The sequence below is a fragment of the Legionella resiliens genome (assembly GCF_021344005.1).
Classification (GTDB): domain Bacteria; phylum Pseudomonadota; class Gammaproteobacteria; order Legionellales; family Legionellaceae; genus Legionella; species Legionella resiliens.
Window position 1 is genome coordinate 243828 of record NZ_JAJTND010000004.1, and the last position, 20200, is coordinate 264027.

The window sequence follows — 20200 nt, forward strand, 5'->3', positions numbered from 1 at the left end:
TGAAAAAGAGTTGACTGAATTTCTAATCAGAAATGGGCAATTTTAATTTCTATATACTTTTTTTAACAATCGTGGTCTTACTTATAAAAACTAAGGAAAATAGGGATGCATTGATTTTCCAATTTCCTGAGTGGAAAAGCACCTATCTTATTGCTCCTCTAATACCTATGACCACAGAATTTTTATCCAATTTGACAGCTTTTACTTTCATATACATACCCGCTTCAAAATGACCCGGTAGATTACAGGCGAATACAACATCATGCTTTGGATTTGATTTAAATTGCCAAGTCAATGTTTTCGTTTCACCAGGATTAATTGTGATGGTATTACCCTCCTCATGCACCATACTTGGCATGGCACGCATCATTTTTTGATGTTCTTTTTGTTCTTTTTCATCACCTATAGAAAACTCATGAACTACTTTCCCTCTATTGGTCACTTTAAATGTTATAATTTCACCATCATGAAATTTGGGGGGTTGTAAAAAATTAAATCGCATATCATCTGAAGCAGTCACTTTAATTGTTTTGGTGGTTTTTGTTGCCTTCACTGGACTTCCTATGGAACTTGCTTCGTGGTGAGAATGGGCAAATGTTGAATTGATAAAAATTCCTGAAAAAAAGCCGGTCAAAATAATTGTTCTTGACAATCTAGTTAACATATTTGAAATCCTATTTTAATAATAAGTGCTCAGGCCCTAATCAGAGAAACGAGTAAACAATCACAGGGAGCTGGGCTATTATGTGCACATGGAGTAATCGTATGGGTGATTCTAAATGATCTTAATGTTTCATTGCACCCGGCTGCTTTGGTAAAGTACAAATAAACCAGGCGCCTGTGCCATCGTGATTCTGCACATAAAGTTTGCCGCCATGAGCTTCAATGAGGTTTCTACAAATAGTAAGCCCCAAGCCAGTTCCTTGAGCTTTAGTCGTAAAATAAGAGTGTAAAATTTTATCTTTGTGCTCAGGAATGATGCCTGGCCCATTGTCATGGAAATGAATCTCAATGCATTCATCTTTATTCTTTGTTTGAATGGTTAGTTCAGGGACTTGGTTTATATTCTCTTGCATTGCTTCAATGCTATTTCGAATTAAGTTGATAATAATTTGCATTATTTGAATTCTATCAATATCTAATTGAGGGAGCTCCTCTTCTAAAATTAAATTAATCTTTAACTTTGAATGAGTTAACTCATAATCTAAGAAAATCATAGTGTCTTGAATTAATAGATTGATATTTGCTTTTTCGGGAAAATGCACATCTTGATAAATAAAGCTTTTCATACGACTCATTACTTCACTGGCATGTTTTGCCTGTGAAATAATTTTATTCAACAAGACTAATGGACCAGGATCTAATTTATTTTTTTCAACATGTGCTTTTATTTGTAAAAGGCACGTCTGACTATAAAGAAAAATTGCAGTTAAAGGCTGATTAATTTCATGAGCTAATGCCGATGCCATTCCTTCCATTGTATTTAATCGAATTGCATGAGCTAATTTTGCTTGCTCTTTCATTTTTAATTTTTTTTGTAAATAAAATTCGGTGAGATCTTTAATAAGCAAAATAATTTCATTTTTTTGAAAGGAATGGTTATAGATGGGATTAAAATTTATTTCAAAGCAAAAACTCGCTTCGTCTAATTCACTCGAATTTTCAATTAAAATGGTGGTTTCCTCTCCTAAAAGAGCTTGGTAGCACGCTGTAATTAATTGTTGTTTGTATTCTGAAAGATCAGAAATGAGCGTAAGAAAATTCATTCCGGTTTGAATTTTTATTGCAAAAATTCTGGAAAAAAATTTAATAAAAGAGGGATTTATTATTTTAAAATAAAATTCTTTATCTAAAGTAGCTATCGCATCGGAAACATTTTGTAATAAATTGGTAACTGTCTCTAATGATTGATTTAATTGGATTTGCTGTGATTCTAATTGACGCACATAAGTCATGTCCCTAAGAAGCAGCAGTATTAATTTATCCTTTGTAAAGAGACATTCAATCTTTATATACTTTCGTGTTCCACCTTTTACTAATAATTCCAATTCACAATCTTGTTTCACTTCTTTCTCGATGAGATCGTGAATGCATTTTTTAAGCGTATTGTGTTGAAAAGTACTGACGAAGTTAAAGAAATTTTTATTAATCAATTCATTACGTTCATAATTCATTAATAAGGAGCTTTGAAAGTTTACAGCTTGTATTGAATAATTTTTATCAATAGTTAAAAAAGCAGAGGAATTAAAATCATAAAATTCAGTCAATTGATTTTTTAATTCCTCAATTTCTATATTAAGAAAATTAATCTCCTCTTCTTTTTCATTTAACCTATCTTTTTTGAATAAGAGTCGTTCATGTAATTTTTTAATTTCCTCAGGTATTTGGAGCGATGATTCTTTAATGACTTTTGAATTCATTTCATTTACTTCCAGTTAATTGAAATTAAAAAAGTGTTCACCCAAATTGTTTTTTCTTGAGCTCGATGAATATCCTTAAATAACAAAATGTCCATTTTATCCTGGGTTCACATTTTGCTTATCATTGAGAACTTATAATGAATCTTTTTTAAACAATATCAATAATACAAAATCCAAAATTTTTTGAACGGTTATTTTATAAATAGATTCATTGTCAGCTTCGAGCTCTCCTTGAGAATAATTTTCTTGCTTGTTAAGAAAATCCTCCAAGAAATGCTTTAACTTGTTTCTATCTAATTTTAGGTTTGATTTAAAAATATTATTGGTAATAATGCTTTCTTTATTTTCATTAAATTGTTTCGTTAAGCAATTATTTGTTATGAATAAACAATACTCGCTTCTTTTAAGATGTTTAACTATATACCAAATTTATTAATTCAAATATAGGGTAAACCCGTAATTCAGCGCGTGTATTTCATAATGGTGTTTTTTAAAAAAAGTTCGTACAGTTACTCTTGAAAAGGGAGTTGAGTTGTTACAAATGTGCATAAATATGCTGAATCAACATTTTTAGATTTTTGCTAAGTTATTATTCCGTTGCCAAGTTACTCTATAACCTAAATGTAGCGACTTGTTTTATCTTTGATAAAGATGCTGAGCAAGTCGCAACTCTTCGGAAAAAATAGATTTTTCAATGCAATTAAAACAATGAACCCGATTTAAATGATCTACGTTCACTTTTTTCTGGTGATGTTATTATGTGGGGCACTGGTATTCACGGGTATCGAAAAGGTGTCTTGCAAATCGAGGAATAATTTTTGTGGGATTGGAAACAATATGATGACCCGTAATAAATCAAAGAAAATTGTTGATGATGTGTTAACTAATGAAACAAAGAGATACGATAAGCTTTACTCAGGTACATTTACTATATTTATTTAGAATTTGAAACACATCATTTAAATCGAAAGGTTTGGACAAAAAAGTTTCATGCGGCATTTTTTCCATTTTTTCCAAATTCGTTTTAGCAGAAGTAATAATTGTGGGGATATTTCTTATCCGTTGAGATGTTTTTTTTCTTTCCCGGAATTCAAAACCATCCAGTACGGGCATCATGAGATCCAAAAAAATAATTGCCGGCAGGGGATCTTTTTCAAGCATATTTAATGCCTCTTGGCCATCTCTAACCGTCACTGTCATATACCCTGCATAGTCTAAAGCCCAAACTAAAGCTTCACTTACAGCATTGTTATCTTCGATTAATAAAATAAATTGCTCTTTCTTATCTAGTTCCATGGAATCAATTAGCAGTAAGTAAAAAATTCATTTGCCCCGGTTTCAACGAATCCCCGTTTTTCTATGTCGTGTAAGTTTGATTAATTCCTGCTGCCTATCGAGCGAATGCGATCCTTACACAAAATCAAACTGATTCATTCTGTAGAATCAATGACTCCGGTATAAATTAGATTAATCTTTATAAGCTCAGCTAAAGATTTTGTCTCCATTTTTCTCATGACATTAGCACGGTGAACTTCCACTGTCGATATGGATATATTAAGGTCATAAGCGATCTGTTTATTTAATTTACCATTAACCACCAAATCCATAACCTGTTTTTCACGTCGGGTCAAACTATCTATTCGTTCATGAACATTAGACTGGGAGATTATAGTATTATTATTTTTTTTAAGGCATTTTTGTGTGGCTTCTAATAAATTTTGATGATTAACGGGCTTAAGAATGAAATCCTCGGCTCCAGCTTTCATAGCTCGTATGGCCATTGAAATATCACCATAACCTGTGATTACGATTACTGGTAATTTATTTGGTGAGGAATTTAATTGCTCCAATAACTCTAAGCCACTCATTATAGGCATGCGTACATCAATGATTAAACATCCTGGTTGATTAGTGTAACTATCAAGAAAATCCCCGGCGTTTTCATAGGTTTGAACTTGAAGATTGATTGACTCAAATAACCACCGGAATGATTTGCATATTTCGGGATCATCATCAACAACAAAAACAGTTTTATTAAACGGCATATCCTTTACCTTTGTTGAAACGCTGTAAGTTGAAAACAAATACTATGAGCACATAATTCAGCTAATAAGACACCACTCTCTTGATCAAGAAAAGTATTGCAATAGGTAAGTTCATTTTTAAAATCCTCTTCTTTTATTAAAAAATTACTTTTGATTGTGATTCTCATCGAGCTTTTATCCATGTAAGTTTGGATTTCTAATTTCGCTCTGTGAAGCTTATTTTTTTCTACCGTGTGAATGCATTGTTTCAATAAACGAAATAAAACATGTCTGATCTGAAAACTATCAATGTGAAAATTAGGAAAATCTCTTTGAAAATTTAAGATTAAGCTAATCTTGTGATGTTTTATTTCATAGGAATATAGTGAAATAATCTCTGTAATAACGCTATGGACGTCAGCAGACTTTTCTATGAGTTTTTCTTGAGATATGTGCTCATACAAGGAATCAATTTTATTTTTCAAGAAATCAGCCTGTTCATTAATTTTTTGCAAGACGCTTAGTATTTGTTCCAGGCTTAATTTGTTTTTTTGTATTCTGAGTTCACAACCTCCTAAATAGGCTTTAATTGCTGTTATTGGTTGATTTAATTCATGGATCAATTCTGAAATATATTGATCTTGCGAATCGTCTTTCCTTATTTTTTTCATTTTTCCTTACCCAACAATTTACATACCCTAAATAAACTAAGCATGCTGGGATAAACCATTTTTTACTCGCCATACATCTAACACAAATCCATATTAATTTATATAGTTTCTTTAGTTTATACTGGTTAACCTTAGTTGGAACTGGAATTACATTACCGGTGGTTAAGGCGAATGAAGATGCAACTGTTGATAGTATAGGATTTATGTTTATGCCAGAGAAGGTATAAAACAAAAGTGAATCAGGTTACACTTTGAAAAGTATCAGGGAACAGTTAAAGGTAAGGAATGCATTATATTGGTTTCATCATTGTGTTATTGATGAGCTTCATGAGTGATGGGGCGCTGGCGACTGCTCCCTTTACTTTTAAAGAGGCATTAGAAATTGCCTATCGTAATAATCCCGATTTGCAAGCAGAAATGGATAAAGCACAAGCAATGCGCGGTTATTTTATCCAAAGCGGCCTCTATCCCAATCCCCAACTGACCTTAACTGCTGAAAATTTTGGCGGCTCAGGCAGCTATTCTAGTTATGAGGCTGCGGAAACCACGGCATCTGTAACTCAGCCTATTCCTTTAGGGCATCGTCTTGCTTATCTGAAAAACGCAACCTATGCAGATTATTTGGCTGCTTTGGCCCAGATTAAAGTTCAAAAAGCAGTACTTTATGTATCGGTTGGGGTGGCCTATGTTGATGCTTTGTACGCCGGTCAATGGCATCAAGTGACTAAAAAATTAATTCGCCTGAATGAAAGTATTGTGGCAGCGATCGAACGCAGGGTAAAAGCCGGGGTGGGTACTGAATTGGATTTACGCTTAGCCCAAGGACGTTTAGGCGAGGCGCGTATTCAAGCACAAAAAGCGATGCGAGATGCGTTTTCTCAACGAGCAAAACTTGCCCGTTTATTAGGAGATGGATTGAGGATCGACAGGGCTTTGGTAGATAAAGGGTTACCCGATGTTGTATTAGATTGGTCATTTCTCTTGAAAAAATTACCACAAAGCCCGCAATTAATGCAAATGCAACTGCAACTTCGAGCAAAACGGGCAACAATTACAGCGGTTAAAAAATCAGTTTGGCCCGATTTAAATATTCAACTAGGAGGGCGTCATTTCTCCGATGATGGAAGTAATGCAGCAGTAATTTCTGCTTTTGCACAAGTGCCTGTTTTTGATCGAAATCAGGGAAAGATCCTGACGGCAGAGGCACAATTTACGCAAACAGCCCATGCATATCAAGGAGCACGGCTTGATGTACGGCAAAATGTTTATAATGTTTTTTTACAGGCGCAGCAAAGTCGTTACGAAGCGAATTTAGTTACTGAGTCACTTTTACCTTTAGCCCGTAAATCAATTAAACTTGCTGAAGATGGATACCAAATGGGCCGATACACCTATATTGAATTATCTCTTGCTTTAAATACATTATACGAAGAAGAACGGCACTATCAACAAGCCCATGCGGATAATCATAAAGCATTAATTCAGCTTACGGGACTCTTAGGACTTCATCCTGCTAAGGAGAGTAAATGAAATTTCCAAGACCATGGGTTTCTTTTCTATTATTGTTTGTTCTTCTGTTGGGGCTAAGTTTGACTTTCTGGCTAACGCACGCGACGGATGATGTTCACCAAGAGACTTGGGAAATAGGACCGCATAAAGGTCGTTTATTTAAGGAGGGTGATCTGGCACTCGAGCTTTTAATATTTGAACGGGCAATGCCTCCTCATTTTCGCGCTTATCTTTATAAGAAAGGGGACTTGATTTCCCCGCACAAAGCACAGTTATCCCTTTTATTAACACGATTCAATGGTAAAAAAGAGGCGGTTACCTTTAGTCCCGCCAATCCTTTTTTACAAAGCAATGAAGTGATTAAAGAGCCGCATTCTTTTGATGTCACAGTTCAATTAGAGCTCTCAGGAAAGCAGATGAATTGGCATTATGCCTCGTACGAAGGGCGAGTTCAGTTGAGCCCAACGGTCCTTAACGCTGCCAGGATATACACTGCAACAGCACAAAGTCATGAGATCAAGGCTCGATTAAACGTAGTGGGAAAAATTCTCCCTAACCGCGATACAATGGCACCTATTTATGCACGTTATCCTGGCATCATAAAATCCATGACTAAAAATTTGGGTGATGAGGTCATGAAAGGAGAAACATTAGCCACGGTAGAAAGTAATGAAAGTTTACAAAATTACACGATTACAGCCCCGATTACCGGTACTATTGTACAAAAGAATGCTACGAATGGTGAGTTGACGCAAAATACCAAACCGATTTACGAAGTGGCGAATTTAGCGAATGTATGGGCAGATTTTACCTTGTATCGTAAAGATGCTCCTCTTGTAAAGCAAGGAATGGAAGTCATAGTAACGGGGGACGAAGGAAAACCTGAATCCTTGAGTACCATTTCTTATATCTCCCCTTTAGGCATTGAAGACAGTCAGACTAATTTAGCACGTGCCATTCTTCCTAATGAAGAGCGCTCCTGGTTGCCTGGTATGTATATTAATGGGGCGATCATCATCAACAAAAAAACAGTTTCTGTCGCTGTTCCCCTCTCTGCCATTCAGAAAATGAATGGAAACGATGTGGTTTTTGTCCAACAAGGGGATTATTTTGAGGCAACTCCTGTGCTTTTAGGAGAAAAGGACCAACAATGGGCAGAGGTGATTTCGGGGCTTGATGCAGGGCAACGTTATGTCAGTAAAAACAGTTTCTATATCAAAGCAGAATTAGGTAAGGAAGGCGCAAGCCATGAGCATTAAGGATAAAGATGCTTGAAAAAATGATACGCTTTTCTTTAAAACATCGTTGGTTTGTCCTTTTATTCACAATGATTATTGCAGCGCTGGGGATCTATAATTTTCAGCGCCTCCCAATTGATGCTGTGCCGGATATCACGAATGTCCAAGTGCAAATTAATACCGCAGCTTCAGGTTATTCACCTTTTGAAGTGGAGCAGCGCATTACTTTTCCTGTCGAATTGGCGATGAGTGGCTTGCCTAATTTAGATTACACCCGTTCTTTATCACGTTATGGGTTGTCTCAGGTTACTGTAGTATTCAAAGATGGGACGAATATTTATTTCGCACGTCAGTTGATTAATGAACGGTTACAAGAGGTTAAAGATAAACTCCCTGCAGAGGCAGAAACGACATTAGGACCTATTTCTACCGGTCTTGGTGAGATATTCATGTACGTTGTGAAGAATAAACCTAATGTCCCTAAATCACAACGTTATAATCCAACAGAACTTCGTACACTTCAGGATTGGATCATTAAACCGCAATTACGTAATGTGGAGGGAGTAGCAGAGGTCAATACGATTGGTGGTTATGAAAAACAATTTCATATTACACCTGAACCGAGCAAATTGGTTCGCTATGGCTTAAGTTTAAATAATGTGGTCGAGGCTTTGCAGCGCAACAATAATAATGTAGGAGCAGGGTACATTGAGCGCAATGGCGAGCAAAATCTCATTCGCGTTCCCGGTCAGGTACAAAATATAGCGGATATTGAAAATATTGTCATTGCCAGTTTTGAGGGTACGCCAGTTCACATCCGTGATGTAGCGGATGTTGCTTTAGGGAAAGAGTTACGCACTGGAGCGGCTACTGAAAACAGTAAGGAAGTAGTTTTAGGCACGGTGTTTATGCTGATGGGAGAAAACAGTCGCACTGTATCGAAACGTGTTGCGGCTAAAATGAAGGAAATTAATAAATCTCTTCCTGAGGGAGTTGAGGCTGTTACTGTTTATAACCGAACCGCGCTCGTTAATGCCACGATTAATACTGTTAAGAACAATTTACTTGAAGGTGCTTTGCTCGTTTGCGTTGTTTTATTTTTATTTTTGGGAAATATTCGTGCAGCGCTGATTACCGCTATGGTTATTCCTTTATCGATGTTACTGACCATAACGGGGATGGTCAGTAATCAAATCAGCGCTAATCTGATGAGTTTGGGAGCGCTTGATTTTGGTTTGATTGTTGATGGCGCGGTGATTATTGTTGAAAATTGCATGAAGCATTTAGGAGAGCAACAGCATAAGCTACAGCGTATTTTAACCCATGAAGAACGTTTAAAAGTTATTGCCTATGCAACGACCGAAGTCATCAGACCCAGTATTTTTGGGGTATTCATTATTACTGTAGTTTATCTTCCAATTTTAACCTTAACCGGTGTGGAAGGAAAAATGTTTTTGCCTATGGCTGAAACGGTAATTATTGCCCTGATGGCCTCAATGTTATTTGCTCTAACTTTTGTTCCAGCTGCAGTGGCTATCTTTCTAAAAGGACGGATTCAAGAGAAAGAAAATAGGTTGGTGCATGGTATTTCATTAGGATATGCGCGAATTTTGCGGCATAGTTTTCATGCTCGATATGGGGTGATTTGGGCGGCGGTAGTATTAGTGCTCATCAGTCTTCTGATTGCTTTTCGATTAGGTGGTGAGTTTATTCCAAGCCTTGATGAGGGCGATATTGCCATGCATGCAATGCGTATTCCGGGTACCAGTTTAACTCAGGCGATTGCCATGCAAGATTTGGTTGAACAACGGATTAAGCAGTTCCCTGAGGTACAGATTGTTTTTTCTAAATTGGGCACGGCCGAAGTTGCTACCGATCCTATGCCACCTAATGTGGCTGATACGTTTATCATGCTAAGACCACGTAAAGAATGGCCTGATCCTAAAAAAGCAAAGCAAGAACTCGTGCAAGAAATCGAACAGGCCGTAACACAGATCCCAGGAAATAATTATGAGTTCACCCAACCCATTCAAATGCGTTTTAATGAATTAATTTCAGGTGTACGCAGTGATGTAGCTGTGAAGGTATTTGGTGATGATATGAATACTTTAAGAGAAATTGCAGAATCAATTAGTACGCAACTTAAAGAAGTCCCAGGAGCAGCTGATGTGAAAGTAGAGCAGGTGAGTGGCTTGCCTCTGCTTACTATTGAAATAAATCGGGATACGCTCGCTCGTTACGGTTTGCAAGCAGCCGCAGTTCAAGACGCTATTGTTATTGCAACAGGAGGAAAGAAAGGGGGAGAACTTTTTGATGGGGATAAACGATTTGATTTAATTGTGCGTTTACCAGAATCCTTACGTTCCAGCCCTGAAGTGTTACGACAAGTTTTTGTTCCATTACCGCCGGCAAAAGATGGAGAGCTTCATTTCATTCCATTGAGTGAAGTGGCTAAAACGATACGAAGCGAAAGCCCGAATCAAATCAGTCGTGAAAGCGGTAAGCGTCGAGTAGTGGTTACTGCAAATGTTAGGAACCGGGATTTAAGTTCGTTTGTTAATGAAGCCAAAGAACGCATCGAACAAAGTGTTAAATTACCCAGTGGGTATTGGATTACTTGGGGAGGCCAGTTTGAACAATTACTCTCTGCATCTCAACGCTTACAACTGGTAGTACCTGTTACCTTATTAGGTATTTTTCTATTGCTTTTTATGAGTTTTGGGAATGCCCGCGATGCACTTTTAGTTTTTTCAGGTATTCCTCTTGCTCTAACTGGAGGCGTCTTTGCTTTGTACTGGCGAGGTATTCCATTGTCCATTTCTGCAGGGGTAGGGTTTATTGCTTTATCCGGGGTGGCGGTTTTAAATGGCCTGGTGATGATTACTTTTATCAATAAATTATACGAACAGAAAAAGTTCTATTTAAAAGATGCAGTAATGCAAGGTTCTTTGGCGAGACTTAGACCCGTGCTGATGACCGCACTGGTTGCTTCTTTGGGGTTTGTGCCTATGGCATTGGCAACAGGCACTGGTTCAGAGGTTCAAAGACCTTTAGCAACGGTAGTCATTGGTGGAATAATTTCTTCAACTTCTTTGACGTTACTGGTTTTACCGGGTTTGTACTATATAGTTCATCAACGACGTAAAAGAACACCAAATCCAAGTCTGTAATTTTTTAGTATGTTCCTGATGTTGCATTGCAGTACAGTACAGGTAGCGCGCTTTGAAACGGTCAATTGATTCAGTCTTTTGCAGCTTATCATGAATTGTGTTTGCACTTTTTTTCAGGTAATTTGATATATATAAAACAGATTCTTACATGGATGGTATTATGGCCGACATGATTATTTTGGCGATTCGTAATTTTACATTGACCTGTTTTATTTTAGGCCTGGTGTTTTCTTTTATAGAATGGTTGATAAAATCCAGGCCAATGCAAAAAGCCAAGGTTATTGAAATTATATTTTCCTGGTTTTTATTATTTAATATTGGCTTGGCTTATTTGTTTAATTTTGTAATGCATGTCTTCTTCGGTTATTTTACAGCACAGTTTATTGGCTGGCCGCAAAGCCCGTTTCAAATGGAGGTTGGCTTTGCAAGTTTGGGAATTGCTGTGAATGTGATAATTAGCTTTAGAAGCCAAATTGCTTTTCGTGCCGCAACGATTATTGTTCCTGCCATGTTCTTATGGGGGGCTGCTGGCGTTCATCTTTATCAAATGATGACTACCCATAATTTCGAACCCGGTAATGCGGGGACCATATTTTGGACTGATATTCTAATGCCTGCTGTCGCTTTTCTATTACTCTGGCTTCACCATCGCAACCCGCTTGCCCGATAGGTGAGTGGGTTCAGATAAAACACGTCATTCCTTGGTATTTATTACTTTTTTTTCAGGTGAAGCTTCATTTGACAAAGTTGCTTTTTATTACCAAAATTTATAGATACCCATCGAGTTATGGAGGTGAGTCATGAGCAAAGTAACTCAATTCAAGAAAGGATCTCCTTCTAAAGGATCTTCCATTCAAATTAATCGTACGCACAATCCTTTTTTAAGTCTGCAAAATGAAGTAGATAGATTATTTAGAGACTTTAATGATTTTTTACCTACATCTAAATTCAATTTGGGACAATTTGAAAAGCTGGATCTTTCTCCTTCAATGGACGTTGTTGAGGACAAAGAGCATTTTTGTGTTCAGTTAGAAATGCCTGGCATGGATGAAAAAGACGTTAAAGTGTCTATAGCTGACAATGTACTCACTATAAGTGGTGAAAAGTCCAGTGCGAAGAAAAATGAGGGTAAAAAATTTATATCCCGAGAAATTAGTTATGGAAAATATGAACGTTCCATTTCGTTACCTTCAACAGTTGATCTCGCTAAAGCAAAAGCAACATTTAAAAAAGGAATGCTTTGGGTTGATTTACCTAAAAAATTAGAATCCAAATCAGGTGTGCGATCAATAAAAGTTGAACAAGCCAAATAGATCTTAATAGCCTCATAGTTAAACTATGGGGCATTATCTAAGACTAGATCATTCACGCATTTATCCAAAAAATACGCACTAAAACGTACAAAGTGGCCATGCCTAAAATAGGGATAACAAGAAAAGCAAGAACGTTATAAAATCCTATTCTATTCTCTGGCGAAGCATTGTAAAACGCTTTAAATTTTTTCCACAGGGACATTAGAAACGATCTCCATTTTTTGCTTAAGCTTCATTGAATAAGATTATAGATTCTAAAGAGGTCTAATGGTACTCTTTAGACCAGCCGATTACAGGTTCGATTCAAAATCAATGGCAAGGTTGGGCTTGCTCGTTATGAGGATGTAAAATGTTGCTTTTTAGTGCTGCGTTGTTTAAACATAAATTGAATTTTAAACCACTATCAGAACGCATGGAGTATTTATCGCTGGCTGCAACTTGGGCAGAAGAAGAATGGGGATATATTCGTAATAAAGGAGTTGAATTTCGTAAGGGTGTTCTCAATAATTTGAAGGAGCATGTCTATATAGGGACTTTGAATGGTACACCGGTTGCCTTATTTGCTTTATTCCCCAAAGAAATGGCTCCTGAGTTTAACGAAAAGAAGTTTAAAGCACCTATTATAAGTGACTTAATGTATGTTTATGTGGATAAGCCTTATCGCGGATTAGGTTTTGGCACACAAATAATTGAAAAGGCCAAAGAAATTGCTAAAACACAAAAAGCGGAATTTATCATGCTGGATACATTAAAACCTTCACTAAATCGATTTTATAAAAATGCCGGGGCTGAAGTTATTGCAGAGAATCAGTTGTTTTCTCATCCTACAGATGTTTTAACAATTAGATTGTAGAATTCTGCGGACAACCCCGCGAACAGGTCGTGGGGGCGGAACGTCGGAGTAGAGCTGGCCTGGTTTTCAGCGATGTGTAGAAGATACAGGAAGTATAACCTGGGCTACGCGGATATTTCACCCAGGATAGACAATTGAACGCTTTATAACGTAGCAAGCCTAGATTTAAAGTTTAAAAAGTCGATATCCCCCAGATCAGCCCCAAATTTTGCGCTTGCTTGCACCAGGGTATCCGTAGTAACGGCTTCCATAATATCGATTAAAGGGGTTTCTTTATAGCGTCTCATGGATTTAACGTGTTTTTCCAAATTCTGTCCAGCAACTGTTTGAGGATTAGTATGATTCAATTGAAATTGCCCTAGTCCTATTTCACTGGTTACTTTATCCAGTGCTTGTTGATAGGAAGTGGCCATACCCGATTTAATTGCTTTTACTACTGAGTCAACAGGAGTCCCTTGCTTCAGTAACTGAGCGCATATATCCGCCAATTGATTGATTTCATTGATATAGCCTTGTTGTTTGCGTAACATTAATATTTTCATGGCTGAGGCAGCTGTCGAACTGACTTGGGGAATATCTGCGGTTAATTCCTCTTCAAATAAAGCATCTAAAGAAAATACAGGTTGATTTGTTACATCAATTTTTTTTTGCACAATAGACTCCAAAAATAGAATTAGATGGATAAATTGCTCACGCATTGAGCAAAATAATCAAGCATTATGTAGTAATTTTGCTCAACTGTAAAGGCTTTTTCAAAATAAAAGAAGAGAGAAACCTACTGAAATATGCTTCACTTCATGTGGTATAATAAGACTATTTTTATTGTTTTCCGAGCGAGTAGTTAAATTGATTTCCAATCGTATCGATCTTCGTTCTTATCATACCGAAAGTTGTAGTCATGCTCATGATTTTGCGCAATTGGTTTTACCTCTCGCAGGCTCCATGGAGTTAGAGTCAGGTCTTTATTCGGGTGTGGTGGATACGCATGTAGGTGCATTTATTGCACCTAATGAACGGCATTGTTTTGCAGGAAGTCAGAAAAATCTTTTTTTAGTGGTTGATGTGGCTGCCCAAAATCATCTATTTGAAGATCGCAGATCGCATGCGTTTAATTTAACTGCGGGCGTTAAAAAACTGTTACATTTTACACATCATTATTTAGCAGCTAAAGAAGGAGATTTCTTTACTGATTCTTTAATTAATCAATTACTTATTCATTTTACTACAAAATCTTTTTCGCCCGAGTCGGATCCAATAGCAATTAAGGCAAAAAACTGGATTGATCTGTATTTTGCGGATGCTGTAGATGTACGTAAAGTCGCACAGCACTGTCATTTGAGCGTAAGTCAATTACAACGTCGGTTCAAACATGCTTTGGGATCCAGCATGGCCGAGTATTGGCGATTTAAAAAATTACACCACGCAAAGCAACTGTTGTCTTCAAAAAATCTTTCTATTGAAGCCATCGCTTTTGCAGTGGGTTATGAAAATTTACCTGCATTTAGTCGACGATTCAGTAAAGTATTTGGTGAGTCGCCTTCTCAATGGAGAACAAAAGCGTTATCAGCAAATAAAATGCGTGAACCAGATAACTCATACTGATTTTAAAATTGATAAACTACTGATTCGTTTTTCAATTTAAAGAAGTGATTTATAATGAAAAAATCCAACGCTTATTTTCTGCAAGGCATGCTTTTTCTTATCCTGGCGCAAATTATGGTAGGCGTGAATATTGTTTTTTCCAAGTACGTGCTTTCCTCAATTCCCATTCTCTTTCTATTAACGCTTCGGTTTACTTTGGCAACACTCATTTTATTACCCTTACATTGGCTGACACCTGCCAAAAGCAAACCGGTTCGTTATTATTTTTCCCAATTAAAGCAAAAAGATTGGATTTTTATTGGTGCCCAGGCAATCTCTGCAGGGGTGTTGTTTAATTTCCTTATTTTATGGGGATTAAATTACACTGATGCCAATGTGGCAGGCATTATTACCAGTGCTTTACCTGCAATTATTGCGATGATGTCCTGGATTATTCTTGGGGAAAAAATTTCAGGGAAGAAAGCCATTTGTGTGGGTTTTGCTACACTGGGATTAGTTGTTATCGCATGCGATAAATTAGCTGGCGTGCGGGTAAATCATTCTTTTTGGGGGGATGCGCTTGTTTTAATCTCCCTTTTGCCTGAAGCAACTTATTATATTTTAAGTAAAATGCATAAAAATTCTCTTCCAGTATTTTTAATTTCTTCTCTGCTTAATGCAATTAATGCTTTTTTATTATTACTTTGCCTGAGCTTTAGTACCTGGAAAAGTTTAACCATCCCGCCTTTAGACTGGCTTATTTTGATCATTTTAGGTTTAAGCTCGGGTCTTTTTTACGTTTTTTGGAGTTTTGGTTGTCAGAGGGTGGATGGTGTAATGACTTCATTATCAACTGCTGTGATGCCATTAGCTACAGTGCTCATCGCGTGGATGTTGCTTGGTGAGCATTTAACTCCCGGACAGGCTATCGGGATGGGCATGGTTATTCTTTCTATTGCTGTATATGCAAAACGGTAGAGCAGATAATTTTATGAGCCATTTGCTTTATTAGATGATTTTTTTCAGATCAGGAGGGTGTGACCTCGCATTAATACATAAGTCATTAACAGTAAGGACTTATTTCATTAATGATCTTTGTAATATCAATTTGTCGTTTTAATATCCCATTATTCAAGTATAATAATCCCTTTTTTTCTAATTCACTCGAGTTGTAAAAAGCGTGCAAGCCAAATTCGAATTATTTAATGAATTGCCCCCAGAAATCCGAAGAGAAATAGCACAATGTTTATCAACTCCTGATTTAGTAAATTTTACTATGGCATCAAAGAAGCATTGGGATTTTTTTAAGCCCATATTGAATGTCCGTAAATTATTAAACCATATTGTACGCGGTGAGTACGATTCGGTTCAATCGATATTAAAAAACGATAGGAGTTTAATTTTTAAAAGAGGCAGAGTGACCGATTGCTCTGGTCGAATCTTTGAAAATATTAGCGCCTTTGAATACGCACTTTGGGCCTTGGATAAACATATGTGGTCGATGATGCTTGAATGCTTACCCCAAAACGAAGAAGGTAAAAAGATATTAGCAATGCTACTTTCTCAATATCATAACGTAAATACAAAAGGGGTAACTTACAGGCTTAATGGAGAAACAGTCACAGAGAGTCATTTTGATTTCAAGAACACCATCATTAAAGAACTGCAAATGCAAGTCGATTCTATACATGCACCTGGGGATAAGGATTGGGTTGCCATTGATAAGCAATGGAGAGAAGGTGTTGGTAGTTCACAAAAGAACCTTCCTATGCATGTTGTTTATGAATACTGCTCTGATATGCCTTTTTATCCTATGCCTGAATTTACTTCCCGGCCAAAATCATCAAAGAAATTTTATAATTGGATAACTGAAAAGATGGAAAATTGGTTTGAGGATAATTCTAAATTGGGTAGTGATTTTGCAATATATAAGGCGCGGCAAACGACGTGCGGGTCGGGGGGCGCGTGGGGGCGTGTTCCCACTGGGATGCTGAGTGTGTTTGTGGCCGACCTGGATTTAGCCGCCATAGAGACATTATGTGAAGTAAGAACAAAGGAGTTTATCAATCTTGAGTCGCAACTTGAAGAACAGATGATGGTTGATAACCAGCACAAAGCACGTCAAAATTTCCCAAAAACCATAGATCCTGGTATTTTCTTATTATCTATCTAATCCAGGCCTTTCTCCGATATTAAGAAGGAATCTAATGATTGCACAAAAAAAATGGGAGCATTTTTCTCATGAATCAGACATAGGGGTGAGGGGGTGCGGATCTACAATAGCCGAGGCTTTTGCAATGGGCGCTTTGGCCCTGACCAATGTGATTACTAGCTCAGAATTAATCCAACCTCACAAGACGCTGCGTATAACGTGTGAGGCACCGAATCAGGAGATTTTATTTGTCGACTGGTTAAATGCCATTATTTATAACATGGCAATTCACAATATGCTGTTTAGTCAATTCGATGTTTCCATTAAGAGGCAGAAGTTAACTGCTATAATTGCAGGAGAGCTTGTGGATATCAATCGACATCAACCTGCAGTAGAGGTCAAAGGTGCTACGTTCACGGAGTTAAAAGTTTATCAAAGTGATGGCACCTGGGTGGCTCAATGTGTGGTGGACGTGTAATTTCTTTTTCATATCCTGTATTCCTTAATTTTTAAAATAAGCTCTTGGAGATAAGGTAGAAAATCAATGGAGTTAAACCGGTTAGAAAAAATTAGTGATTTTGAATGGCGAATCCCAAAACATGGGAAAATGCGTGTACCAGGGGTGATTTTTGCCTCAGAGGAGCTGATACTCAATATGGACATGAAAGTCTACGAACAAGTCACGAATGTGGCAACTTTACCTGGTATTGTTCACGGTTCATTTGCCATGCCTGATGCGCATTGGGGATATGGATTTCCTATTGGCGGTGTTGCTGCATTTGATCCTGACAATGAAGGAGTTGTCTCGGCTGGCGGTGTAGGTTTTGATATTTCATGCGGGGTAAGACTGTTATCCACAGGGCTTAAACGTGAAGAATTTGAACCGTATAAGGAACGTCTGGCAGATACACTGTTTGCTCATATTCCAGCAGGCGTAGGCAGCAAAAGTCGTATTCACCTCACCATGAAGCAAATGGATGATATGTTACGTGGCGGCGCGGTTTGGGCTGTAAAACAAGGATATGGCGAACGGGAAGATTTAGAGCGAATTGAAGATAATGGTCGTGTAGAAGGCGCATTGCCTGAGCATGTTTCAGAGCATGCAAAAAAACGACAAAAAAATGAAATGGGTACTTTAGGCTCAGGGAATCATTATTTGGAAATTCAAGAGGTCCGCCAGATATATTGTGAAAAAACCGCTGCCGCATTTGGTTTAGCACAGGGAGATGTGGTTGTGAGTATCCATTGCGGTTCGCGTGGTCTGGGCCATCAAATAGGAACTGATTTTTTGCGCTCCATGTTAATTTATGCTCAGCAGCATGGTATTCAACTCGTGGATCGCGAATTAGCTTGTGCGCCTATTCGTTCACCAATGGGCGAAAGCTATTTAGGTGCTATGCGTTCAGGAATAAATTGTGCTCTGGCAAATCGTGAAATCATTACCCATTTCATGCGTGAAGTTTTTCAGAAGGAAATGCCAGGAACCCAAATAAAACTTATTTACGATGTATCCCATAATACCTGTAAAGAAGAAACGCATCAGGTAGATGGTAAGACAATGCGTTTATTTGTTCATCGTAAAGGGGCAACTCGAGCTTTTGGCCCAGGCCACCCTCAATTAACAAAAGACTTTAGACAGGCAGGGCAACCAGTGATTATTGGCGGCAGTATGGGAACTGCGTCTTATATTCTCGTAGGCACGGCGAGTGCTGAAAATAAATCATTTGGTTCAGCCTGTCATGGTGCTGGACGTGCAATGAGTCGACATCAAGCAACCAAAAAATGGCGTGGCAGTGAAATCATTGAACAACTGGCGCAACGAGGGATTCTCATTCGCAGCAGTTCCTACCGTGGTGTAGCAGAAGAAGCTCCCGAGGCGTATAAGAATGTCGATTTTGTTGTGGATGCCGCGCAAGCATCCGGTTTAACCCAAAAAGTTGCAAGGCTTGCACCGATTGTTTGTATTAAAGGATAGGGTCTGTTTACAATTCTACTCTCTTGGCCAAAATGCTGCGATTTTATGCGCTCCGATACTCACATACTTTATGTATGCTCCGTTTCGGTGCTCTAAAATCGCAACATTTTGACTCAAGATAGCGAATTGTAATCAGACCCTGGTTATAGTTTACAATTCTACTCTCTTGGTCAGAATGCTGCGATTTTATGCGCTCCGATACTCACATACTTTATGTATGTTCCGTTTCGGTGTTCCTATTTGATTAGAAACATTTCTGAGCAAGTAAAATTCCAAACAGACCCTGAATGGGTTTGCCAGATTCATCAAGCTTATGCAATTTTCCCACGACTTCTTTATATTCCAAAATGGACCAGCCACAGTTTTGATAATAATGGTAGAGCTCCTCATGTTCTGCCAAATAAGTAAAGAATGTAGGTAATTCAAATTGTTCTGAGCGGATTGGAAAGACAAAAAAATGAATTCCTTGTGCTACTGTTGCCTCCTGTAATTCCTTTAAAAGAGATGGAATTCGTGCAGCATCTAAAAATTGCAGGGATACGGTTGCAATAACCAAATTATAAGCCTCTCTTTTAAGGGATAGAGGGGTGTGGAGATCATGAACTATGGGAGTCAGTGTCGTTATTTCTTCCTCATGAACGATTTGACGCATTTTCTTTATTGCTGCTTCATTATGATCTATTCCTGTTACTTCATGCCCCATGAGCGCTAGGAAAAGTGGGTTGCGGCCTGAACCACAGCCTATATCGAGTACTTTTAACTTATCCTTTTTCTGGAGGTAGGTGGTATAAACATAGTATAAATCGGTATGCACATTACCCAATTTGTATTTCTTATCAAAATAGCGATGTGGTTTACAATAAAAATCCAAAGATGCATTAAAAACAGCGCTAATGGGGATTATTTTGTGCCAGGATGCGGGGGGAATGACGAGGTGATTATTTTTTTCATTTAAATGGTGGCGAGATAATTCCTGTCCATTTCCATCAAGAAAAAGAAAATCAATTTCACCAGTATTAATTTGCAACTTGCCCCAAGTTCCCTCTTTAGTACTATGTTTTTCAAGGAAAAATTTGAGTTTCCCATCATGAGTTATTTGCAACTGTTTATAACAAATCAGGTCCTCATAAAAAGCAGTCATGCTTTTTTCTCCATGTCAGAATAAGTGGGTACGATCCCTTTCAGTTGAAATTATAGCTTTATTTGCATAGTGTATTAAAAGGATTAAGTATTATTTGTTGTTTCTTGCTCCAATTATGAGTAAGGCTACTTTATTTAATAGGTTAATTTTGAG

18 protein-coding genes are annotated in these 20200 nt (G+C 37.6%); 11 read left to right on the forward strand and 7 right to left on the reverse strand.

Annotated features, from left to right (window positions below; translation table 11 throughout):
* Positions 1-142: 142 nt before the first annotated feature.
* From LXO92_RS06645 to LXO92_RS06665, 5 genes are all read right to left on the reverse strand, one after another.
* Complete coding sequence (locus tag LXO92_RS06645; RefSeq protein ID WP_182351890.1) at positions 143-664, reverse strand: cupredoxin domain-containing protein; 522 nt, start codon at positions 662-664, stop codon at positions 143-145.
* A gap of 121 nt (positions 665-785) precedes the next feature.
* Positions 786-2420, reverse strand: a complete 1635-nt coding sequence (locus tag LXO92_RS06650) for a PAS domain-containing sensor histidine kinase (protein WP_232890653.1) — start codon at positions 2418-2420, stop codon at positions 786-788.
* 915 nt (positions 2421-3335) lie between these two features.
* Positions 3336-3716 carry a response regulator gene (locus LXO92_RS06655; protein ID WP_182351892.1) on the reverse strand — a complete coding sequence of 127 codons (381 nt, stop codon included), beginning with the start codon at positions 3714-3716 and terminating at the stop codon, positions 3336-3338.
* Between the two features lie 134 nt (positions 3717-3850).
* Positions 3851-4465, reverse strand: a complete 615-nt coding sequence (locus tag LXO92_RS06660; RefSeq protein ID WP_232890654.1) for a response regulator transcription factor — start codon at positions 4463-4465, stop codon at positions 3851-3853.
* A gap of 5 nt (positions 4466-4470) precedes the next feature.
* Positions 4471-5115, reverse strand: coding sequence for a HAMP domain-containing histidine kinase (locus LXO92_RS06665; RefSeq protein ID WP_182351894.1), 645 nt, complete (start codon positions 5113-5115; stop codon positions 4471-4473).
* A 285-nt stretch (positions 5116-5400) separates the two neighbouring features.
* Between LXO92_RS06665 and LXO92_RS06670 the strand changes: the two genes are divergently transcribed.
* The 6 genes from LXO92_RS06670 to LXO92_RS06695 all read left to right on the forward strand — a co-directional run bounded on the left by LXO92_RS06670 (position 5401) and on the right by LXO92_RS06695 (position 13198).
* The gene (locus tag LXO92_RS06670; RefSeq protein ID WP_370529183.1) at positions 5401-6645 is read left to right on the forward strand and encodes a TolC family protein; all 1245 of its coding nucleotides are present in this window, start codon (positions 5401-5403) and stop codon (positions 6643-6645) included.
* Complete coding sequence (locus LXO92_RS06675; protein ID WP_232890655.1) at positions 6642-7883, forward strand: efflux RND transporter periplasmic adaptor subunit; 1242 nt, start codon at positions 6642-6644, stop codon at positions 7881-7883. The genes LXO92_RS06670 and LXO92_RS06675 overlap by 4 nt, the downstream gene beginning before the upstream one ends.
* Before the next feature lie 8 nt (positions 7884-7891).
* Positions 7892-11032 (forward strand): CusA/CzcA family heavy metal efflux RND transporter, encoded by a 3141-nt coding sequence (locus LXO92_RS06680; protein WP_232890656.1) that lies wholly within the window; start codon positions 7892-7894, stop codon positions 11030-11032.
* Positions 11033-11192: 160 nt separating this feature from the next.
* A complete protein-coding gene (locus tag LXO92_RS06685; protein WP_232890657.1) occupies positions 11193-11702 on the forward strand; it encodes a DUF6790 family protein in 510 nt (169 codons plus the stop codon).
* A gap of 130 nt (positions 11703-11832) precedes the next feature.
* The gene (locus LXO92_RS06690) at positions 11833-12345 is read left to right on the forward strand and encodes an Hsp20/alpha crystallin family protein (RefSeq protein WP_182351898.1); all 513 of its coding nucleotides are present in this window, start codon (positions 11833-11835) and stop codon (positions 12343-12345) included.
* A gap of 349 nt (positions 12346-12694) precedes the next feature.
* Complete coding sequence (locus LXO92_RS06695; RefSeq protein ID WP_182351899.1) at positions 12695-13198, forward strand: GNAT family N-acetyltransferase; 504 nt, start codon at positions 12695-12697, stop codon at positions 13196-13198.
* Between the two features lie 143 nt (positions 13199-13341).
* Here LXO92_RS06695 and LXO92_RS06700 read toward each other — a convergent pair whose 3' ends face one another.
* Complete coding sequence (locus LXO92_RS06700; protein ID WP_182351900.1) at positions 13342-13851, reverse strand: hypothetical protein; 510 nt, start codon at positions 13849-13851, stop codon at positions 13342-13344.
* Between the two features lie 193 nt (positions 13852-14044).
* On the opposite strand from LXO92_RS06700, the gene LXO92_RS06705 reads away from it, so the two are divergent.
* From LXO92_RS06705 to LXO92_RS06725, 5 genes are all read left to right on the forward strand, one after another.
* Entirely contained in the window at positions 14045-14800 is a 756-nt protein-coding gene (locus LXO92_RS06705; RefSeq protein WP_232890658.1) for a helix-turn-helix domain-containing protein, read from the forward strand.
* 54 nt (positions 14801-14854) lie between these two features.
* Entirely contained in the window at positions 14855-15757 is a 903-nt protein-coding gene (locus LXO92_RS06710) for a DMT family transporter (RefSeq protein ID WP_182351902.1), read from the forward strand.
* A 202-nt stretch (positions 15758-15959) separates the two neighbouring features.
* The gene (locus LXO92_RS06715; RefSeq protein WP_182351903.1) at positions 15960-16952 is read left to right on the forward strand and encodes an F-box protein; all 993 of its coding nucleotides are present in this window, start codon (positions 15960-15962) and stop codon (positions 16950-16952) included.
* A 34-nt stretch (positions 16953-16986) separates the two neighbouring features.
* Complete coding sequence (locus LXO92_RS06720) at positions 16987-17409, forward strand: archease (protein WP_182351904.1); 423 nt, start codon at positions 16987-16989, stop codon at positions 17407-17409.
* 66 nt (positions 17410-17475) lie between these two features.
* Positions 17476-18906, forward strand: a complete 1431-nt coding sequence (locus LXO92_RS06725; protein WP_232890659.1) for an RtcB family protein — start codon at positions 17476-17478, stop codon at positions 18904-18906.
* 244 nt (positions 18907-19150) lie between these two features.
* On the opposite strand, the gene tehB is transcribed toward LXO92_RS06725, so the two are convergent.
* Positions 19151-20047 carry an SAM-dependent methyltransferase TehB gene (tehB, locus tag LXO92_RS06730; protein WP_182351906.1) on the reverse strand — a complete coding sequence of 299 codons (897 nt, stop codon included), beginning with the start codon at positions 20045-20047 and terminating at the stop codon, positions 19151-19153.
* Positions 20048-20200: the final 153 nt, after the last annotated feature.